This window comes from Streptococcus cristatus (assembly GCF_003944225.1).
GTDB lineage: Bacteria > Bacillota > Bacilli > Lactobacillales > Streptococcaceae > Streptococcus > Streptococcus cristatus_K.
The window spans coordinates 12,924-31,353 of sequence record NZ_RJPN01000005.1; the positions used below are offsets into that span (position 1 = coordinate 12,924).

General features: G+C 42.5%; 15 protein-coding genes. 13 read left to right on the forward strand and 2 right to left on the reverse strand.

All coding sequences use genetic code 11. The features are described from left to right. Positions 1–83: 83 nt before the first annotated feature. Together D8797_RS06270 and D8797_RS06275 are read left to right on the forward strand one after the other, a co-directional pair. Complete coding sequence (locus tag D8797_RS06270; protein ID WP_125379694.1) at positions 84–1,820, forward strand: ABC transporter ATP-binding protein; 1,737 nt, start codon at positions 84–86, stop codon at positions 1,818–1,820. Positions 1,821–1,829: 9 nt separating this feature from the next. Beyond that, positions 1,830–3,602 (forward strand): ABC transporter ATP-binding protein, encoded by a 1,773-nt coding sequence (locus D8797_RS06275; protein WP_125379695.1) that lies wholly within the window; start codon positions 1,830–1,832, stop codon positions 3,600–3,602. A gap of 90 nt (positions 3,603–3,692) precedes the next feature. Here the strand turns inward: D8797_RS06275 and D8797_RS06280 are convergent, their stop codons facing one another. Beyond that, on the reverse strand, positions 3,693–4,376 hold the full coding sequence (locus tag D8797_RS06280) for a B3/B4 domain-containing protein (protein ID WP_125379696.1): 684 nt from the start codon (positions 4,374–4,376) through the stop codon (positions 3,693–3,695). Positions 4,377–4,432: 56 nt separating this feature from the next. Continuing rightward, positions 4,433–5,446, reverse strand: a complete 1,014-nt coding sequence (locus D8797_RS06285; protein WP_125379697.1) for a YdcF family protein — start codon at positions 5,444–5,446, stop codon at positions 4,433–4,435. Between the two features lie 230 nt (positions 5,447–5,676). Between D8797_RS06285 and brnQ the strand changes: the two genes are divergently transcribed. The 11 genes from brnQ (at position 5,677) to ccdA2 (D8797_RS06340) (ending at position 18,429) form a co-directional block, all read left to right on the forward strand. Then, positions 5,677–7,008, forward strand: coding sequence for a branched-chain amino acid transport system II carrier protein (gene brnQ / locus D8797_RS06290; protein WP_125379698.1), 1,332 nt, complete (start codon positions 5,677–5,679; stop codon positions 7,006–7,008). 239 nt (positions 7,009–7,247) lie between these two features. Then, complete coding sequence (locus tag D8797_RS06295; protein ID WP_125379699.1) at positions 7,248–10,262, forward strand: SSURE domain-containing protein; 3,015 nt, start codon at positions 7,248–7,250, stop codon at positions 10,260–10,262. 80 nt (positions 10,263–10,342) lie between these two features. Continuing rightward, positions 10,343–11,041 carry a response regulator transcription factor gene (locus tag D8797_RS06300; protein ID WP_125379700.1) on the forward strand — a complete coding sequence of 233 codons (699 nt, stop codon included), beginning with the start codon at positions 10,343–10,345 and terminating at the stop codon, positions 11,039–11,041. Next, positions 11,038–12,072 carry a HAMP domain-containing sensor histidine kinase gene (locus D8797_RS06305; protein ID WP_125379701.1) on the forward strand — a complete coding sequence of 345 codons (1,035 nt, stop codon included), beginning with the start codon at positions 11,038–11,040 and terminating at the stop codon, positions 12,070–12,072. Before D8797_RS06300 ends, D8797_RS06305 begins: the two co-directional genes overlap by 4 nt. 143 nt (positions 12,073–12,215) lie before the next feature. After that, positions 12,216–12,926: a thiol-disulfide oxidoreductase-associated membrane protein CcdA2 gene (ccdA2, locus tag D8797_RS06310; RefSeq protein ID WP_125379702.1), complete on the forward strand. Its 711-nt coding sequence runs from the start codon at positions 12,216–12,218 to the stop codon at positions 12,924–12,926. Between the two features lie 27 nt (positions 12,927–12,953). Continuing rightward, entirely contained in the window at positions 12,954–13,274 is a 321-nt protein-coding gene (locus D8797_RS06315; protein ID WP_125379703.1) for a hypothetical protein, read from the forward strand. A 68-nt stretch (positions 13,275–13,342) separates the two neighbouring features. Further along, a complete protein-coding gene (locus tag D8797_RS06320) occupies positions 13,343–13,906 on the forward strand; it encodes a TlpA family protein disulfide reductase (RefSeq protein WP_125379769.1) in 564 nt (187 codons plus the stop codon). Positions 13,907–13,921: 15 nt separating this feature from the next. Beyond that, entirely contained in the window at positions 13,922–15,040 is a 1,119-nt protein-coding gene (gene msrB / locus D8797_RS06325; RefSeq protein ID WP_125379704.1) for a peptide-methionine (R)-S-oxide reductase MsrB, read from the forward strand. A gap of 59 nt (positions 15,041–15,099) precedes the next feature. After that, a complete protein-coding gene (locus D8797_RS06330) occupies positions 15,100–15,834 on the forward strand; it encodes a response regulator transcription factor (protein WP_125379705.1) in 735 nt (244 codons plus the stop codon). Then, positions 15,831–17,534 carry a cache domain-containing sensor histidine kinase gene (locus tag D8797_RS06335; protein ID WP_125379706.1) on the forward strand — a complete coding sequence of 568 codons (1,704 nt, stop codon included), beginning with the start codon at positions 15,831–15,833 and terminating at the stop codon, positions 17,532–17,534. Before D8797_RS06330 ends, D8797_RS06335 begins: the two co-directional genes overlap by 4 nt. Positions 17,535–17,721: 187 nt before the next feature. Then, positions 17,722–18,429 carry a thiol-disulfide oxidoreductase-associated membrane protein CcdA2 gene (gene ccdA2 / locus D8797_RS06340; RefSeq protein ID WP_125379707.1) on the forward strand — a complete coding sequence of 236 codons (708 nt, stop codon included), beginning with the start codon at positions 17,722–17,724 and terminating at the stop codon, positions 18,427–18,429. Position 18,430: the final 1 nt, after the last annotated feature.

The window sequence follows — 18,430 nt, forward strand, 5'->3', positions numbered from 1 at the left end:
TAGCGGAGCTGTTGGCTGCTATATGGATAATCAAGAAAAGTACTCTTCAGTACTTTTTTATTATTATAGAAAATGGAGGGATTATGCTTTACATTTGGTCTTATTTGAAACGCTACCCCAAGTGGCTGGTGCTGGATTTTGTGTCGGCTATATTTTTTGTAGTGGTCAATCTAGGGTTGCCAACGGTTTTGGCGCGCATGATTGACGAAGGGATTAACCAAGGCGATCAGGAACGCCTGTATTTCTGGGGCTTTATCATGCTGCTGGTTATTATCCTTGGGATTTTGGGGCGGATCGTCCTTTCCTATGCCGCTGGAATATTAACGACCAGCATGGTGCGGGATATGCGGAATGATCTCTATGACAAGCTGCAGGAGTATTCCCATCATGAGTACGAGCAGATTGGCGTTTCTTCGCTGGTGACGCGGATTACCAGTGATGCCTTTGTCCTCATGCAGTTTGCTGAGCAAACGCTCAAGATGGGAGCTATTACGCCTATCATGATGCTGTCGTCCATCCTCATGATTTTCCTGACCAGCCCGTCCATGGCTTGGATTGTGGCGATTTCAGTGCCTTTTTTGGCAATCGTAGTCTGGTATGTGGCGGTCAAGACGCGTCCCCTGTCTGAAAAGCAGCAGAAGACGCTGGACAAGATCAACCAGTATGCTCGGGAAAATCTGACCGGTCTGCGGGTCATTCGAGCTTTTGCCCGTGAGGAATTTCAGGAAGAGCGCTTCGCTAATGAAAATGAAATCTATGCGGAGAATTCCAACCGTCTCTTTAAGCTGACAGGTTTGACGGAGCCCCTTTTTGTGCAGATTATCATTGCCATGATTGTGGCTATTGTCTGGTTTGCTCTTAAGCCACTGGGCAGCGGCGAGCTGAAAATAGGAGATTTGGTTGCCTTTATTGAGTACAGTTTTCATGCCCTTCTGTCCTTCCTGCTCCTGTCTAGTCTCTTTACCATGTATCCACGGACGGCGGTTTCTAGTGAGCGGCTGAAGGAAGTCATGGATATGCCGATTTCCATCGATCCAAATGAGAATGGAATCACGGAAACTGCGACTCGTGGCTATCTGGAATTTGACAATGTAACCTTTGCCTATCCAGGTGAGACGGAAAATCCTGTCCTGCATAATATTTCCTTCAAGGCCAAGCCGGGGGAAACGATCGCCTTTATCGGCTCAACAGGCTCTGGGAAGTCTTCCTTGGTGCAGTTGATTCCGCGTTTCTATGATGTGACCTTGGGCAAGATTTTGGTGGATGGTGTGGATGTCCGCGCCTATAATCTCAAGGCCCTCCGTCAGAAGATTGGCTTTATTCCGCAGAAAGCTCTGCTATTTACCGGGACGATCGCTGAAAATATCCGCTATGGTAAGGAAGATGCTAGCTCTGAGGAGCTCAATCAAGCAGCAGATGTGGCTCAAGCTCGCGATTTTATCGAGAGCAGAGAAGAGCGCTTCGAGACGCATTTGGCTGAAGGTGGCAGCAATCTATCCGGTGGTCAAAAGCAACGTCTGTCCATTGCGCGTGCGGTTGTTAAAGAGCCAGACATTTATATTTTTGATGATTCCTTCTCGGCTCTGGACTACAAGACAGATGCGACTTTGCGCCGCCGACTCAAGGAAGTGACGCAGGATGCAACGGTTCTCATCGTAGCTCAGCGGGTCGGAACCATTATGGACGCGGATCAAATCATTGTCTTAGACAAGGGTGAAATCGTGGGTCGTGGCCGACATGAGGAGCTGATGGAAAATAATGCCATCTATCGCGAAATTGCCAATTCCCAGCTCAATAGCCAATCATTAACAGAAGAATAGGAGGAAGAGATGAAAGAAAATAGTTTTGTCCGTTTATGGGGCTATCTAAAAGTCTATAAAGCCGCCGTGCTTCTTGCAGTCTTCCTCAAGATTGTCAGCGTGGTCATGAGTGTCCTAGAGCCTTTTGTCCTAGGGCTTGCCATCACAGAGCTGACAAAAAATCTGCTGGATATGGCCAAGGGAGTGCCCGGTGCAGCCATCAATAGCAGCTATGTGGCTTGGATCATGCTCCTTTACTTCATTCGTGCCCTCTTTTATGAGATTGGTGCCTATTTCTCTAACTATTTTATGACCAATGCTGTGCAGAGCACCGTTCGCGATATGCGCAATGAGCTCAGTCGTAAAATCAATCGAATTCCTGTTTCTTACTTTGACAAGCACCAGTTCGGTGATCTGATTGGGCGCTTTACCAGTGATGTGGAGACCGTCTCAAATGCACTTCAACAAAGCTTTTTGCAGGTGGTCAATGCCGTTATGACCCTGATTTTGGTCATCGGGATGGTTCTTTATCTGAATATCCAGCTGGCCTTGATCGTTATCGTCAGCATTCCTCTGACTTATTTTGGAGCTAGATTTATTCTTAAAAAATCCCAGCCCTACTTTAAGCAACAGGCGGATGTTTTGGGTGCTATGAATGGCTTTGTTCAAGAAAATCTGTCAGGCTTCAATGTGCTCAAACTTTACGGTCGGGAAGAGACCTCGGCTGAGGATTTTCGAGCTATTACTCAAAATCTACAGGAAGTCGGCTTTAAAGCTAGCTTTATCTCAGGGCTCATGATGCCCGTCCTTAATGGGATTTCAGATTTGACCTATCTTATCGTTGCTCTCTTGGGTGGTTTACAGGTTATTTCTGGTCAGCTGACCATCGGGAATATGCAGGCCTTTGTCCAGTACGTCTGGCAGGTCAATCAGCCTATTCAAAACCTCACCCAGCTGGCAGGTCAGCTCCAGAGCGCTAAGTCTTCGCTGGATCGGATTTTCCAAATTTTGGATGAGCCAGATGAAGTCATGGATAATACCGTCCAGCTAGACAAGGACTTGACTGGTCAAGTCAGCTTCAAAGATGTGGATTTCCAATATGTGGCAGACAAGCCGCTGATTCGCAACTTTAATCTGGAAGTCCAGCCAGGTGAAATGGTGGCTATTGTTGGGCCGACTGGAGCTGGTAAGACGACCTTGATCAATCTTCTCATGCGTTTCTACGATGTGACCAAGGGCTCTATCAGCGTGGATGGCCACGATATCCGCCAGCTATCCCACCAAGACTATCGTAAGCAATTTGGTATGGTTCTGCAGGACGCTTGGCTTTATGAAGGGACTATCAAGGAAAATCTCCGCTTTGGTAACCTTGATGCTACCGATGAGGAGATTGTGGAGGCAGCCAAATCAGCCAATGTGGATCACTTTATTCGTACCTTGCCGGGTGGCTATAATATGGAAATGAATCAGGAGTCTAGCAATATCTCGCTGGGGCAAAAGCAGCTCCTAACGATTGCACGAGCGCTCTTGGCCGATCCTAAGATTCTAATTTTGGACGAGGCGACCTCCTCAGTGGATACTCGTTTGGAGTTGTTGATTCAGAAGGCTATGAAAACTCTTATGCAGGGGCGGACGAGCTTTGTCATTGCGCATCGTTTGTCCACTATCCAAGAAGCAGACAAGATTTTGGTGCTTAAGGATGGGCAAATCATTGAGCAGGGCAATCATGAGTCGCTGCTGGCCGACAAGGGATTCTATCATGACTTGTATATGAGCCAATTTTCGGATAAGAAAGAAGCCTAGACATATAAAAGAGGAAACTCAGCTGAGTTTCCTTTTTGATTTATAATTTGATGGAGTTTTACTTCAAAAACTTGTCGGGAGAAGGGTTGCTTAAAGACTTTCTGCTTGGACGACATGGGTTTCAAATTCGAGATTTGGCATGGCTGCTGCTAAATCCTGATGGATGCGTTCAAGGGCTTCTAGCCGCATTTGAACAGATGTATGGGCATTTCCTTGGATAATGAAAATGGCATTTTTGGTGCTATCATCAAATTTATAAAGGTCGCTGTCACGGACATCAAGCCAAGCAAGGATGCCTTTTTCATCTCGATAGACATAGTCAGTCGGAGCTACATGTTTTTCCTTGGATAAGATGGGGAGGAAAATATCGTCCTTCTGACTGACAGTAAACTCGATCTCATCACCGATTTTATCAAGGTCATGACCGCCGATAGCTAGGAGAGAATGCAAGGATTCTACATTATAAATATCAATAACGCTGTTAATCCTTGGAATGGAGCCGCGGTGTTGGATATTGCGGATCAGAGCTGGTACTGTGGGCGGGTTCTTTTTAACACTGCGCCCAACTTTCTGTAGCAAATTACAGTAGCCTTGGATAGTCGGATGGTCAGTGATTTCTGCTAAATTGCAGTTCAAAGCCCAGTTTTCTGCTTCCTTCTGTTTTTGGAGAAAGGCTTCTGATAAAGGTGCTTGGGGATCGACGTTTCTAGCAATGCCAAGGACGACACTTGTGATGCCAAGTTCTGCTAAACTTTTATCAATGGTAAATTTCATTTTTGACGGACCTCCATTTTTTTTCTTACCATTATTGTACTCTTTTCTGGGGCTTTTTACAATGAAAAATATGTGTGGAATAAGGAGAAAAGGAAGGGAAGTAGCAGAATTCCGATGATAACCGCATGCCATTTCCAGTAGATACGGATCAAACCGGCAGTTTCTCGGATCCATGCAGAAGGAAGAAAATAGAAGGCCGTGCGAGAACCAATACTGCGGCCTTTGAGACCAACTTGTTTCATATAGATGCCAGCACGTAGCGCGTGGAAAGAATTTGTGACTAGGACAACTCGATCTTGCTCCAATCCTTGTGCGAGCATGAGCTCTTTACTGAATATGAGATTTTCAAGCGTAGTACGAGATTTATTTTCGAGGAAAATACTGTCAGTTGGAACTCCTTTTTCCATCAAATAACCTGCCATAGCCTCTGCTTCGGAAATCCACTCGTCGTCTCCCTGACCGCCAGAGACAATGATGACTGGCTTCCGATTAAATTGTTCATAGATTGCTATCCCTTTATCTAAGCGTTGAGCCAGCAGAGGAGGCACCTTATCTCCAAACAATCCTGCACCGAGGATAATAATAGTCTGAGGCTCTTTCTTGACTGGAAAAATATTTAAAAAGAATGCATAGATGATATAGGAAAGATAGAGAAAGGTTCCGTAAAATAGTAGTAAATCAGCGAGGGAAATCAAAGTTGCAAGAAATGATCGAGGAGCGAGAAAATGTAGTAAAGCAAGTCCCACGATCGCTAGGCCGTAGAGAAGCGATAGTAGATTGGCTAGTCTGAGTCCCTCTAGCTGCAACATTTGACGACCGTTGAAAATCAAATAAGCAGTAGAAGCAAAAATACTAAAGGGGACTGCTAAAAGCAGGATATAAAAGCTAATCATAGCTGGTTTATAACCAATAAATCGCTCAAGACTAACAATCGTAAGCCCAGCTAAAACAATTCCCATCATCATAAGAGTGAAGGTCAGGAGATAAGCATTGAATAAACTTCTAGGTTCCCGATAGACTAAAAAAGTAAAGATAGCAGCAGGAATGAGCCAGATTAGATGAAGTAACATATTAAAACCTCGCAAATGAACTTATAACTAGTATAGCATAAGTCCATCTAATAAAAAAGGAATTACGTATATGATATAAATCGAAAATAAGTAAAGATAATTCGTAATAAATCGTATTATGTTTAGCGATTTTCTTAGGGTTGAGAAAAGGCGATTTTTATTTCAAAATCCTTGCAATGAGTGGTGTTTATCGGTATAATGGAAAAATCTTAAAAAGACTGGAGATGACGATGATAAAAAAAGGATCCTTGACCGGTTTGCTTTTGTTTGGAATGTTTTTCGGAGCCGGTAACCTGATTTTTCCACCTCAATTGGGTTTGGAATCTGGTCAAAATTTCTGGCCAGCTATTGGAGGCTTTGTCCTATCGGGCGTCGGTATTGCTATTCTAACTTTGATTATAGGTACTTTGAATCCCAAGGGCTATATTGATGAAATTTCGAAAAAGATTGCCCCTTGGTTTGCGGTAGTTTACTTGGTAGCTCTTTATCTTGCAATTGGTCCCTTTTTTGCCATTCCTCGGACGGCGACCACTGCATTTTCTGTCGGGATTGAGCCAATGTTGCCTGCAGGTTCTCATGCCATTTGGCTTTTTGGTTTTACGCTGGTTTATTTTGCCTTTGCCTATCTGATTGCACTTACTCCATCGAAAATCCTTGATAGTATTGGTCGTTATTTAACGCCAATCTTTGCCCTATTGATTGTAGTTTTAGTTGTATTGGGCGCTGCCAAATATGGTTCCACTGCCCCTCAAGGAGCAACAGCGGAATATGCTGCTTCAGCTTTCGGGGCAGGCTTCCTTCAAGGCTACAATACTCTGGATGCTTTGGCTTCAGTTGCCTTTAGTGTGGTTGCCGTGACGACACTAAACCAGCTCGGTTTCAAGAATAAAAAAGAATACATTTCTACCATTTGGATCGTGGGTATCCTTGTGGCGCTAGGCTTTAGCGTTCTTTATATTGGTCTTGCCTTTCTTGGAAATCACTTCCCACTTAATCTAGCGAATTTGCCGAAAGGTGCAAACGTAGGGGCTTCTGTTTTGTCTTCTTTAACTCAAGCCATCTTTGGTCCGATGGCTCAGATTTTCCTAGCGATTATGGTAACGGTGACTTGTTTTACAACTACAGCTGGACTTATCGTCTCAACTGGCGAATTTTTCCACAATACCTTCCCGAAAGTATCTTATAAAGTGTATGCGACCATTTTTACGCTAGTTGGTTTCGCTATTGCAAATCTTGGTTTGAATGCTATTATTCAGTATTCAGTTCCAGTTCTGGAAATTCTTTATCCGATTACCATTACGATTGTGATGATTGTCATGGTTAATCGCTTTTTACCACTTTCTAAACCAGGGATGCAATTGACCATCGCAGTGGTGACGCTGATTGCTTTTGCTAGCATTTTGGGACGGCAATTCAAGCTCACTGACATTCTCAATATAGTCAATGCTCTGCCATTTGCTCCAGCTTCTCTACCTTGGTTGCTGCCGGTTCTAGTTGGAATTTTGCTCTCGCTCCTTTTGCCAAACAAGCAAAAAACTGAAGCATTTGAATTTGAAGCATAAGAAGAAAATTCACCACAGTGTGGTGGATTTTTTTGACTCATTGTCAATTGTAGTAGGTGATTTAAGTTTAAGACTGGGAATGTTTGGTGAAGAAAATCAAGTTGTTTCTTATGAATAATAAGACAATATAAGCATTTTATAAGATAGATTTAAGAGAAATTTTAACTATTTCTTATCTCCATTTAATCTTAGGAGATTATACTAAAGTCATCAAAAAAACAAACCTAAAGGAGAATCTTATGAAATTCAATCTAAATCAAAAGTATGCTCGCTGGTCGATCCGTCGTTTAAGCGTGGGTGTGGCTTCCGTCGTAGTTGCCAGTGGTTTCTTTTTGCTAGTTGGTCAACCAAACACTGTACATGCAGATGTTCTCACTACGACTCCGACTGAAGTTCTTCAAACAGATTCATCATCACTAGAAAAGAATGAGTTGCCAGAGACAGCTTTAAAAGAAGGAGTGGATTCGGCTCTTCCTGAAAATCAGTCAGCTCCAAAGGAAGTAGTTGATGAAACTATTTCTTTAGATAAGTCTAACCCAACTCCAAAGGAAGAAGTTGCAAAACCAAAAGAAGAAGAGGCTATGTTGGAGGTTAACAAACCAAAAGAAGAAGAGGCTATGTTGGAAGTTAACAAACCAAAAGAAGAAGCTAAGCCAGTGGCAACTCCTGATGCAGTTTCAAAACAAGACCGTGAAGCGACTACTCCTCAATCAGTAACAACTCCAGACGAAGTTAAAAAAGGTGTTGCTGAGAATACTAAAGATACAGTAGATGTCCCAGCTAGTTACCTAGAAAAAGCGAATGTTCCCGGTCCATTCTTGGCGGGTGTTAACCAAGTCATTCCGTATGAAGCTTTCGGTGGAGATGGTATGTTGACGCGTCTCTTGCTCAAATCTTCTGACAAGGCTCCTTGGTCAGATAATGGTTCAGCTAACAATCCAGCCCTCTTGCCACTTGAAGGCTTGGCGAAAGGTCAATACTTCTACGAAGTGGATTTGAACGGCAATACTACAGGTAAAGATGGACAAGCCCTTCTCGACCAACTTCGCGCTAACGGAACTCACACTTACCAAGCTACTGTCAAAGTCTATGGTGCTAAAGATGGAAAAACAGATTTGACCAATCTCGTAGCTACAAAAAATGTAACTGTTAACTTGAACGGCCTTGTTTCAAAAGAAGCAGTCAAAGATTCAGTCACCAAAAATATTAAAGACCATATTGATGTCCCAGCTAGCTACTTAGAAAAAGCGAACGTTCCTGGTCCATTCTTGGCCGGTGTTAATCAAGTTATTCCGTATGAAGCTTTCGGTGGAGATGGTATGTTGACGCGTCTCTTGCTCAAATCTTCTGACCAGGCTCCTTGGTCAGACAACGGCACAGCGAACAATCCAGCCCTCTTGCCACTTGAAGGCTTGGCCAAAGGTCAATACTTCTACGAAGTGGATTTGAACGGCAACACGACAGGTAAAGACGGGCAAGCCCTTCTCGACCAACTTCGAACTAATGGCACATATGCTTACCAAGCTACTGTCAAAGTCTATGGTGCTAAAGATGGCAAACCAGATTTGACAAATCTTGTAGCAACAAAAAATGTAACTGTTAGTTTAAATGGCCTTGTTTCAAAAGAAGCAGTCAAAGACTCAGTCACTAAAAATATTAAAGACCATATTGACGTCCCAGCCAGCTATTTAGAAAAAGCGAACGTTCCCGGTCCATTCTTGGCAGGTGTTAATCAAGTTATTCCGTATGAAGCTTTCGGTGGAGACGGCATGTTGACGCGTCTCTTGCTCAAATCTTCTGACAAGGCTCCTTGGTCAGACAACGGCACAGCTAACAATCCAGCCCTCTTGCCACTTGAAGGCTTGGCGAAAGGTCAATACTTCTACGAAGTGGATTTGAACGGCAACACGACAGGTAAAGACGGACAAGCCCTTCTCGACCAACTTCGTGCTAACGGAACTCACACTTACCAAGCTACTGTCAAGGTCTATGGTGCCAAAGACGGCAAACCAGATTTAAGCAATCTTGTTGCGACAAAAAATGTGACTGTTAACTTGAACGGCCTTGTTTCAAAAGAAGCAGTCCAAGACTCAGTCACCAAAAATATTAAAGACCATATTGATGTCCCAGCCAGCTATTTAGAAAAAGCGAACGTTCCCGGTCCATTCTTGGCTGGTGTCAATCAAGTCATTCCGTATGAAGCTTTCGGTGGAGATGGTATGTTGACGCGTCTCTTGCTCAAATCTTCTGATAAGGCACCTTGGTCAGATAATGGTTCAGCTAACAATCCAGCCCTCTTGCCACTTGAAGGCTTAGCGAAAGGTCAATACTTCTACGAAGTGGATTTGAACGGCAATACTACAGGTAAAGACGGGCAACCCCTTCTCGACCAACTTCGTGCTAATGGCACATATGCTTACCAAGCGACTGTTAAAGTCTATGGTGCTAAAGATGGAAAAGCAGATTTAACCAATCTCGTAGCTACAAAAAATGTAACTGTTAACCTGAACGGCCTTGTTTCAAAAGAAGCAGTCAAAGATTCAGTCACTAAAAATATCAAAGACCATATTGATGTCCCAGCCAGCTATTTAGAAAAAGCGAACGTTCCCGGTCCATTCTTGGCTGGTGTCAATCAAGTCATTCCGTATGAAGCTTTCGGTGGAGATGGTATGTTGACGCGTCTCTTGCTCAAATCTTCTGACAAGGCACCTTGGTCAGACAATGGAACAGCTAAAAATCCAGCTCTCTTGCCACTTGAAGGCTTAGCGAAGGGTCAATACTTCTACGAAGTGGATTTGAACGACAATACTACAGGTAAAGACGGCCAAGCCCTTCTTGACCAACTTCGTGCTAACGGAACTCACACTTACCAAGCTACTGTCAAGATCTATGGTGCCAAAGACGGCAAACCAGATTTGACAAATCTTATCGCGACTCGTCAAGTAACGATTCAGCTTCGTGGAAAAGAAATGCCTACAATACCATCTCAAGAAGGTCAAATGAATAAGAAGCCTTCTACAACAGATTCTATGAGTACAGCTGAGGGTACGAAGGAAGTAGATCATCGCATGACTGATGTGAAGGGGGAACACCCAACTTCTAAGCCGATGGCAGATACGATGAAAAAAAATGATAAGCCTACGTTACCAAAAACTGGTGAGGCTCAAACAGCTACAGCTACCATTGGTTTCTTAGGACTAGCTTTGGCAGGAATTCTTAGCCTTCTAGGTTTGAAAGAAAAACAAAAAGATTAAGGTTCAAATCATTTAAAAATTACTAAAAATAGTGTTATACTAAAGCCAGTATAACACTGTTTTTATCAGGAGATTGGCAAATGGGAAAGACAATTTTACTCGTTGATGATGAGATGGATATTCTAGATATTCAAAAGCGCTATCTTATGCAGGATGGCTACCATGTTTTAGTGGCTCGAGATGGCGTGGAGGGATTGGATCTTTTCAGAAAGAAATCTGTTGACCTGATCATCACGGACATCATGATGCCGAATATGGACGGTTATGACTTTATCAGTGAGGTTCAGTATATAGCACCTGATCAGCCTTTTCTTTTTACAACGGCTAAGACTAGCGATCAAGACAAAATTTACGGTTTGAGCTTAGGAGCAGATGATTTTATAGCCAAACCTTTTAGTCCGCGTGAGCTAGTTCTAAGGGTCAATAATATCTTGCGCCGACTGCATCGTGGAGGCGAGATCGAACAAATTGAGCTCGGTGATTTGGTGATGAATCATGCGGTTCATGAGGCTCGCATCGGAGAGCATTTTTTGGAATTAACAGTGAAATCCTTTGAACTGCTCTGGATTTTAGCTAGTAATCCTGAGAGAGTTTTTTCAAAGACGGAGCTTTACGAAAAGGTGTGGCAGGAAGACTTCGTAGATGATACCAATACCCTTAATGTTCATATCCATGCTCTGAGACAGGAATTGACTAAGTATGCCAGTTCAGACACTCCTGCCGTCAAAACTGTCTGGGGTCTGGGGTATAAAATGGAAGGAGCACGAGGTATAAAATGAAATTAAAAAGTTACATTCTGGTGGGGTATCTGATTTCTAGCCTATTAACGATTTTGCTTGTTTTCTGGGCAGTCCAGCGAATGTTGATTGTAAAAAGCGAGATTTATTTCCTAGTTGGAATGACCTTGATTGCTAGTTTTATAGGAGCGGCAGTCAGTCTCTTTCTTTTATCGCCAGTATTTTCTTCCCTTCGGCATCTGAAAAAACAGGCTCAGAATATAGCTGACAAGGATTTTAGTACAGAGATTGACGCCAAGGGCCCTATCGAATTTCAAGAGTTGGGTCAGGCTTTTAACGATATGTCGCATAATTTGCAAGAAACGTTTGAATCGCTTGATGAAAGTGAACGAGAAAAAGGAATGATGATTGCCCAGCTTTCTCATGATATTAAAACTCCCATTACCTCTATTCAGGCGACTGTGGAGGGGATTTTAGATGGAGTGATCGAAGAAGAGGAGCAGATTCATTACTTGACCACGATTAGCCGTCAGACAGAGCGCTTGAATAAATTGGTGGAAGAATTGGATGTTTTAACTCTTAATGCCCAGCCTCAAATAGAATCAGATGGAGAAGCTGAAATAGTCTTTCTAGACCAGCTATTGATTGAGGTCATGAGTGAATTTCAACTATTGATTGAGCAAGAGGAGCGAGACATCTACATTCAAGTGTCTCCTGAGTCAGCGAAAATTAAGAGCCATTACGATAAACTTTCCCGTATCTTGGTCAACTTGCTAAATAATGCCTTTAAGTATTCAGACCCTGGAACTAAAATTGAGGTCGTGGCTCAATTAACTGAGCAAATCTTGACAATAAGTGTAAAAGATGAAGGACAGGGTATTGCTCCTGAGGATTTGGATAAGATTTTTAAACGCCTTTACCGTGTGGAAACTTCTCGTAATATGAAGACAGGTGGGCATGGTCTGGGCCTTGCTATTGCTCGTGAGTTGGCTCATCAGCTGGGTGGAGAAATAATGGTTGAAAGCCAGTGTGGCCTAGGAAGCACTTTTACATTTACTCTCAACTTAACATAAATCTACAGCAATTGGTAAACGTTTTCAATTCTTGGTTTAGCAAAGATAAAACCAAATTCAAGTTTTTCCAAATCGATCTCCCTATTTTTAGGGAGATTTTTATTTTATACTAGAGTCAGAAAATTGATAGAGAGGTTTTTGAAATGGCAACAAGTTTTTTGTTCTTTATTTCTGTTTTTCTGGCGGGGATTCTTTCCTTTTTCTCCCCTTGTATCTTACCGCTGATGCCGGTTTATGTAGGAATCTTGTTAGATGAAGACCAGCCGAGGACGTTCAAGATTCTAGGACGAGAGCTTTCTTGGTATGGGATGGTCAAGACACTCTGTTTTATAGCGGGATTGTCGACTGTATTTTTAGTCTTGGGCTACGGTGCTGGTGCTTTAGGGCAAGTCCTCTACGCCCCTTGGTTTCGCTATGTTCTGGGCGGGATTGTCATTCTACTGGGAATCCACCAGATGGGACTTATCAATATCCAACAACTGCAAAAGCAAAAGAGCATCCAACTTAAAAAGAATAGTAAAAGAAGTGATTTTCTTAACGCTTTTCTCTTAGGCATCACCTTTAGCTTTGGTTGGACGCCTTGTGTGGGACCTGTTCTGAGCTCTGTTTTAGCAATTGCTGCTTCTGGCGGTAACGGCGCTCTTCAGGGAGGCTTACTTATGTTGGTTTATACACTTGGATTAGCCCTTCCTTTTCTAGCCATGGCTTTGGCTTCCGGCTGGGTAGTACAGCGCTTTGCAAAACTCAAACCTTATATGGGAACGCTTAAGAAAGTTGGCGGAGTTCTCATCATTCTTATGGGAATTCTACTTATGCTCGGGAATCTAAACGCTTTAGCGTCACTATTTGGATAAATATTATATAATTAAAGGAGAAATATCATGAAAAAAATCGCTACCCTTACAATGGCTACTCTTAGTATCTTTGCCTTGGCTGCTTGCTCCAGTCAAAAGTCAAATTCAGACATGAAAAAGATGGACGACAGCAGCATGACGAAGAAAGATGATATGAAAAAAGACGACATGAAGAAGGAGGATATGAAAGACTCTAGCATGTCTGATGATAAGATGAAAAAGGATGATATGAAGGACTCTTCTATGATGTCCGACAGCAAGTCTGACATGAAAGATGATATGAAATCAAGCGACTCAAGCATGAAAGATGACATGAAAGATTCATCCGAAATGTCATCTGAAAAATAAAATTATCAATAAGGGTGGAAGTCGTCAGTTTTGTCGGCTTTCTCCTTATTTTGAAAGGAAAGAAAATGATGAAGAAACTATCGATTTTGACTGCCAGTCTGCTTTGTGTCGGCTTATTGGGAGCTTGCTCAAATCAGCAAATGAATTCGGAAGCTTCTAAAAATGATAAAAGTTCCATGACTAGTAAGGCAAATTCTAATCAAGCTACAAAAATGGCTAAGGACTTTAGTCTGCAAGGAGTAGACGGCAAGACCTACAAGTTGTCTGATTTCAAAGGCAAGAAAGTATACCTTAAGTTTTGGGCATCTTGGTGCTCTATTTGTCTATCCACTCTTGGAGATACCAATGATTTGGCTAAGGAGCAGTCTGGAAAAGATTATGTTGTCCTGTCAGTAGTGTCTCCGACTTTTAATGGAGAAAAGTCAGCAGATGATTTCAAGGAATGGTACAAGTCTTTGGATTACAAAGATTTCCCAGTTCTCATGGACACCAAGGGAGAATTGCTGAAAGAATACGGTATTCGCTCGTATCCATCTGCTCTCTTTATCAATAGTGATGGCTCACTTGCTAAAACTCATGTGGGCTATATGAGCAAGGAAGATATTGAAAAAACACTGAAAGAAATCAAGTAGAAAGGAGTAATGAGCATGGAAGGCAAATGGAAGATTTTTCTGGTTTTGTTTGGCTTGCTTGCCTGTTTTGGTCTATTTTTCTTAATCAAGGGCTCCATGTCTATTAACCCATCTCAGGCCAATATTGAGCAAATCAAGAAAGCCTCTATGAGCAAGACAGAAGTGACTAAACAGAAGAAAGAAGATGTCAAGGAAGAGGACAAGCGGGAGATTTATCTGGCTGGCGGCTGTTTTTGGGGAGTAGAAGAGTACTTTTCTCGCGTGCCAGGTGTAATTGATGCAGTATCAGGCTATGCAAATGGTAAGAGCGACACGACCAAATATGAATTAGTTTCCCAAACTGGTCATGCTGAGACGGTAAAAATTACCTATAACGTTAAAAAGATATCTCTCAAAGAAATCTTACTACATTATTTCCGTATTATTGATCCAACTTCTAAAAACAAGCAGGGAAATGATCAGGGTACCCAGTACCGGACAGGTGTTTATTATAAGGACGAAGCTGATCTTGAGACTATTAATCAGGTCTTTGATGAAGTTGCTAAGAAATATGATAAGCCTTTGGCTGTTGAAAAAGAGTCTCTGAAAAACTTTATCAAAGCAGAAGATTATCATCAGGATTACTTAAAAAAGAATCCTAATGGATATTGCCATATCGATGTCAATCAAGCTGCTTATCCTGTTATCGAAGCTAGTCGCTATCCTAAGCCTAGCGATGAAGAGATTAAGGCTAAGCTCTCGCCAGAAGAATACGCAGTTACACAAAAGAATGACACAGAGCGGGCCTTTTCTAACCGCTATTGGGATAAGTTTGATGCTGGTATCTATGTGGATGTGGTGACAGGCGAGCCTCTTTTTTCATCAAAGGATAAGTTTGACTCAGGCTGCGGTTGGCCGAGTTTCACACGCCCTATCAGTCCAGATGTTGCGACTTACAAAGAAGACAAGAGTTTCAACATGACACGGACAGAAGTTCGCAGTCGGGTTGGAAATTCACATCTGGGCCATGTTTTCACAGACGGTCCTAAGGACAAGGGTGGCTTGCGCTATTGTATTAATAGTTTGTCAATCAAGTTCATTCCAAAAGCTGAGATGGAGGAGAAGGGCTACGGTTATCTGTTGGATTATGTTTAAGAGCATTTTGATTAAAAATTTGCTATAATAAATCCAGTAAAAATAAGGAGTTGAATCTTGTGTATTCAATTATGATTGTAGAGGATGAGTATCTGGTAAGACAGGGAATTGCGTCCTTGGTAGACTATGAACAGTTTGGTATGCAGGTCATTGCCCAGGCTGAAAATGGAATAGAAGCTTGGCAGAAATTTCAGGAAAATCCTGCTGACATCCTGCTGACCGATATCAATATGCCACAGATGAATGGCCTTGAACTGGCCAAGCTAGTCAGGGACCAGGCTCCTAAGTGCCATATCGTTTTCCTGACAGGCTATGATGACTTTGACTATGCTCGGACGGCCATTAAGTTAGGTGCAGATGACTATCTTCTCAAGCCATTTTCCAAGGATGATGTTGAGGAGATGTTGGCCAAGGTGCAGACCAAGCTTGATAAGGAACGTAAAAAAGCCCAGATTCAAAACTTGGTCGATCAGGGACAGCACTCTGAGTTGGAAGAGGCTATTCACGCGCGTCTAGCTGATTCAGAATTAAGCTTGAAAAGTTTGGCTTTCCAATTGGGATTTAGTCCGTCCTACCTAAGTGTTCTTATCAAAAAAGAATTAGGCTTGCCTTTTCAAGATTATCTGATTCAAGAGCGGATGAAAAAAGCTAAACTCTTACTCTTAACCACAGATTTGAAGATTTATGAAATAGCAGAGCAGGTAGGTTTTGAAGATATGAACTATTTTTCTCAGCGCTTCAAGCAGGTGGTCGGACTGACACCTCGGCAGTTTAAAAAAGGAGAGGAGAAATGAAACGTTATCCGCTTCTTATCCAGTTGATTGTCTATATTTTTCTGCTGGTTCTTTTACTCTTGGGATTTGTTGGGAGTCTCTACTATCAGACTAGCTCGCAGACTATTCGGCAGCTGACAGAGCGGACGACGCGAAATAGCATGGAGCAAAGCGGGCAGTTCATTGCTTCCTATTTGCAGAAATTAAAACAGACTACCTCCACACTGAGTAAGGAAGAAACGATTCGTAAGTTTGCTCAGAATCAAGAAAGCAGCCAAAGGTCAGTTCAGACTTTGATGAAAACCATCATTGAGACAGATCCGGATTTGGTGTCGGCAGTATTGGTCACCAAGGACGGGCGCGTGGTCTCAACAGATTCTCAAATCAGTATGCAGACATCCTCTGATATGATGAATGAAAAGTGGTATCAGGAAGCTATCCATACCAGAGCCATGCCTGTCTTGACTCCTGCTCGGAAAGAATCTCTGTCATCAGAGAAAGAGAAGTGGGTTGTTTCTGTCACTCAGGAAGTAATGGATGAAGCAGGACAGAATCTCGGTGTTTTGCGTCTGGATATCGGCTATAAGAGTCTCAAAGCCTATTTGGATCAGCTTCAGCTAGGGAAGAAGGGCTTTAGCTTTATTGTCAATAGCCAGCATGAATTTGTCTATCATCCTAAGAAGAGTGTTTATTCATCCAATCAAGAAATGAAAGCGATGCAGCCCTATATCTCGGTCAAGGATGGTTACGCAGACCAGAAACAGGCTTTTGTCTACCAGATTGATATTGCGGACAGCGACTGGACTTTAATTGGCGTTGCCTCATTAGAGCAATTGCAGATGCTTCAGTCACAAATGCTTTATTCTTTTGTGGGAATGGGCGTTTTAGCACTCCTGCTGTGCTTGACTGGTATTTGGTTCGTCCTGCGTTTGTGGATTAAGCCTCTGCAGAATCTACAAGCAGTTATTCTGAAGATTGGGGCAGGTGACTCAAATCTGCGTGCGGAAGCAAAGGGTTCTCCAGAGTTAGTTGACTTGGCTCAGCAGTTCAATAAAATGCTGGATCAAATCGAACAACTAATGGAAGCTGTTAAGACTGAAGAACAAAATGTTCGCCGCTATGAGCTCCGAGCTCTCTCAGCTCAAATCAATCCCCATTTCCTTTATAATACCTTGGATACGATTGTCTGGATGGCTGAATTTAATGATAGCAAGCGTGTTGTTGAGGTAACGAAATCACTCGCTCAGTATTTCCGTTTGGCGCTTAATCAAGGACACGAACAGATTGCCCTCAAAGATGAGATCGATCACGTTCGTCAGTATCTTTTTATCCAGAAGCAGCGCTATGGCGACAAGCTCCAATATGAGATTGAAGAGGATGAATCTATAGCTGATTATAAACTGCCCAAGCTAGTACTTCAGCCTTTGGTTGAAAATGCCATCTACCATGGCATCAAGGAAATCGACCGACAAGGCATGATTCGGGTGACGTCGAAAGCAGAAGAGGGACAGCTAATATTGTCTATCTATGATAATGGCCGTGGCTTTGATATCCAAAATTCAGTGGATAAGACTCTCCCTCGCTTAGGTGGTGTCGGTCTGAAAAATGTCGATCAACGTTTGAGATTGCAGTTCGGAGAAGACTACCATATGGAAATCCAGTCCGAACCAGATACATTCACCCAGATTTGTCTTTATTTGCCACTAGATTCAGATGATTGAGTTCGCTATCCTTCAATATCCAAGCCGGAAAATTTCCGGCTTTTTTTCTTGTTTAGGAGCAAAATAGTGTTTTTACAGATGGCTTCTCCGATAAATGATACAAAAATGAGGATAGTGTAGCAAAATGTGGAAAAATTTAAATCGTTTGTTATAATAATATTGAAAACACATCTTAAAGGAGGTTGGGATGGAGTCTGGTTTATTTTTTGTTTCGGTCTTTTTGGCTGGAATTCTCTCGTTTTTCTCACCCTGCATCTTTCCCTTGTTACCAGTCTACATAGGGATATTACTAGATGAAGAAGAGCCTAGAGAAGTCAAGTTTTTAGGCAGAAAGATCGCTTGGACTGGTCTGATCAAGACCCTGTGTTTCATTGCTGGAATTTCTTTAGTTTTCTTTCTACTAGGCTTCGGTGCAGGATTCCTAGGTAGAGTGATTTACGATGAGAAATTCCGTTATCTGATGGGGATCATCATCATTTTGCTCGGAATTCACCAGATGGAGCTGATTAATATCAGGCAGTTACAATTCCATAAAAATGTGGAATTTAAGAAGAACAGTCGTCGGAATGATTTTCTGTCAGCCTTTTTGCTTGGTATTAGTTTCAGTTTTGGTTGGACACCTTGCATTGGACCTGTCCTTAGTTCGGTTCTGGCTCTAGCTGCCTCTGGAGGAAATGGAGCTATCCAAGGAGCGCTTTTGACACTGGTTTATACTTTGGGAATGGCCTTGCCATTTCTCCTCTTAGCTTTAGCTTCTAGCTTCGTTATGCGGTATTTTTCAAAAATCAAACCCTATATGGGGCTAATGAAAAAAATTGGAGGGGCCTTAATTATTTTTATGGGAATCCTTCTCATGCTCGGGCAGTTAAATGCTTTATCAGGAATTTTTGGATAAA

Bases quoted from the DNA above. Each gene is read 5' to 3' on its own strand.
- D8797_RS06280 (WP_125379696.1), bottom strand. From the start codon at position 4,376: ATGAAATTTACCATTGATAAAAGTTTAGCAGAACTTGGCATCACAAGT.
- brnQ (WP_125379698.1), top strand. From the start codon at position 5,677: ATGATAAAAAAAGGATCCTTGACCGGTTTGCTTTTGTTTGGAATGTTT.
- ccdA2 (WP_125379707.1), top strand. From the start codon at position 17,722: ATGGAGTCTGGTTTATTTTTTGTTTCGGTCTTTTTGGCTGGAATTCTC.
- D8797_RS06295 (WP_125379699.1), top strand. From the start codon at position 7,248: ATGAAATTCAATCTAAATCAAAAGTATGCTCGCTGGTCGATCCGTCGT.
- D8797_RS06300 (WP_125379700.1), top strand. From the start codon at position 10,343: ATGGGAAAGACAATTTTACTCGTTGATGATGAGATGGATATTCTAGAT.
- ccdA2 (WP_125379702.1), top strand. From the start codon at position 12,216: ATGGCAACAAGTTTTTTGTTCTTTATTTCTGTTTTTCTGGCGGGGATT.
- msrB (WP_125379704.1), top strand. From the start codon at position 13,922: ATGGAAGGCAAATGGAAGATTTTTCTGGTTTTGTTTGGCTTGCTTGCC.
- D8797_RS06320 (WP_125379769.1), top strand. From the start codon at position 13,343: ATGAAGAAACTATCGATTTTGACTGCCAGTCTGCTTTGTGTCGGCTTA.
- D8797_RS06335 (WP_125379706.1), top strand. From the start codon at position 15,831: ATGAAACGTTATCCGCTTCTTATCCAGTTGATTGTCTATATTTTTCTG.
- D8797_RS06285 (WP_125379697.1), bottom strand. From the start codon at position 5,446: ATGTTACTTCATCTAATCTGGCTCATTCCTGCTGCTATCTTTACTTTT.
- D8797_RS06275 (WP_125379695.1), top strand. From the start codon at position 1,830: ATGAAAGAAAATAGTTTTGTCCGTTTATGGGGCTATCTAAAAGTCTAT.
- D8797_RS06270 (WP_125379694.1), top strand. From the start codon at position 84: ATGCTTTACATTTGGTCTTATTTGAAACGCTACCCCAAGTGGCTGGTG.
- D8797_RS06315 (WP_125379703.1), top strand. From the start codon at position 12,954: ATGAAAAAAATCGCTACCCTTACAATGGCTACTCTTAGTATCTTTGCC.
- D8797_RS06305 (WP_125379701.1), top strand. From the start codon at position 11,038: ATGAAATTAAAAAGTTACATTCTGGTGGGGTATCTGATTTCTAGCCTA.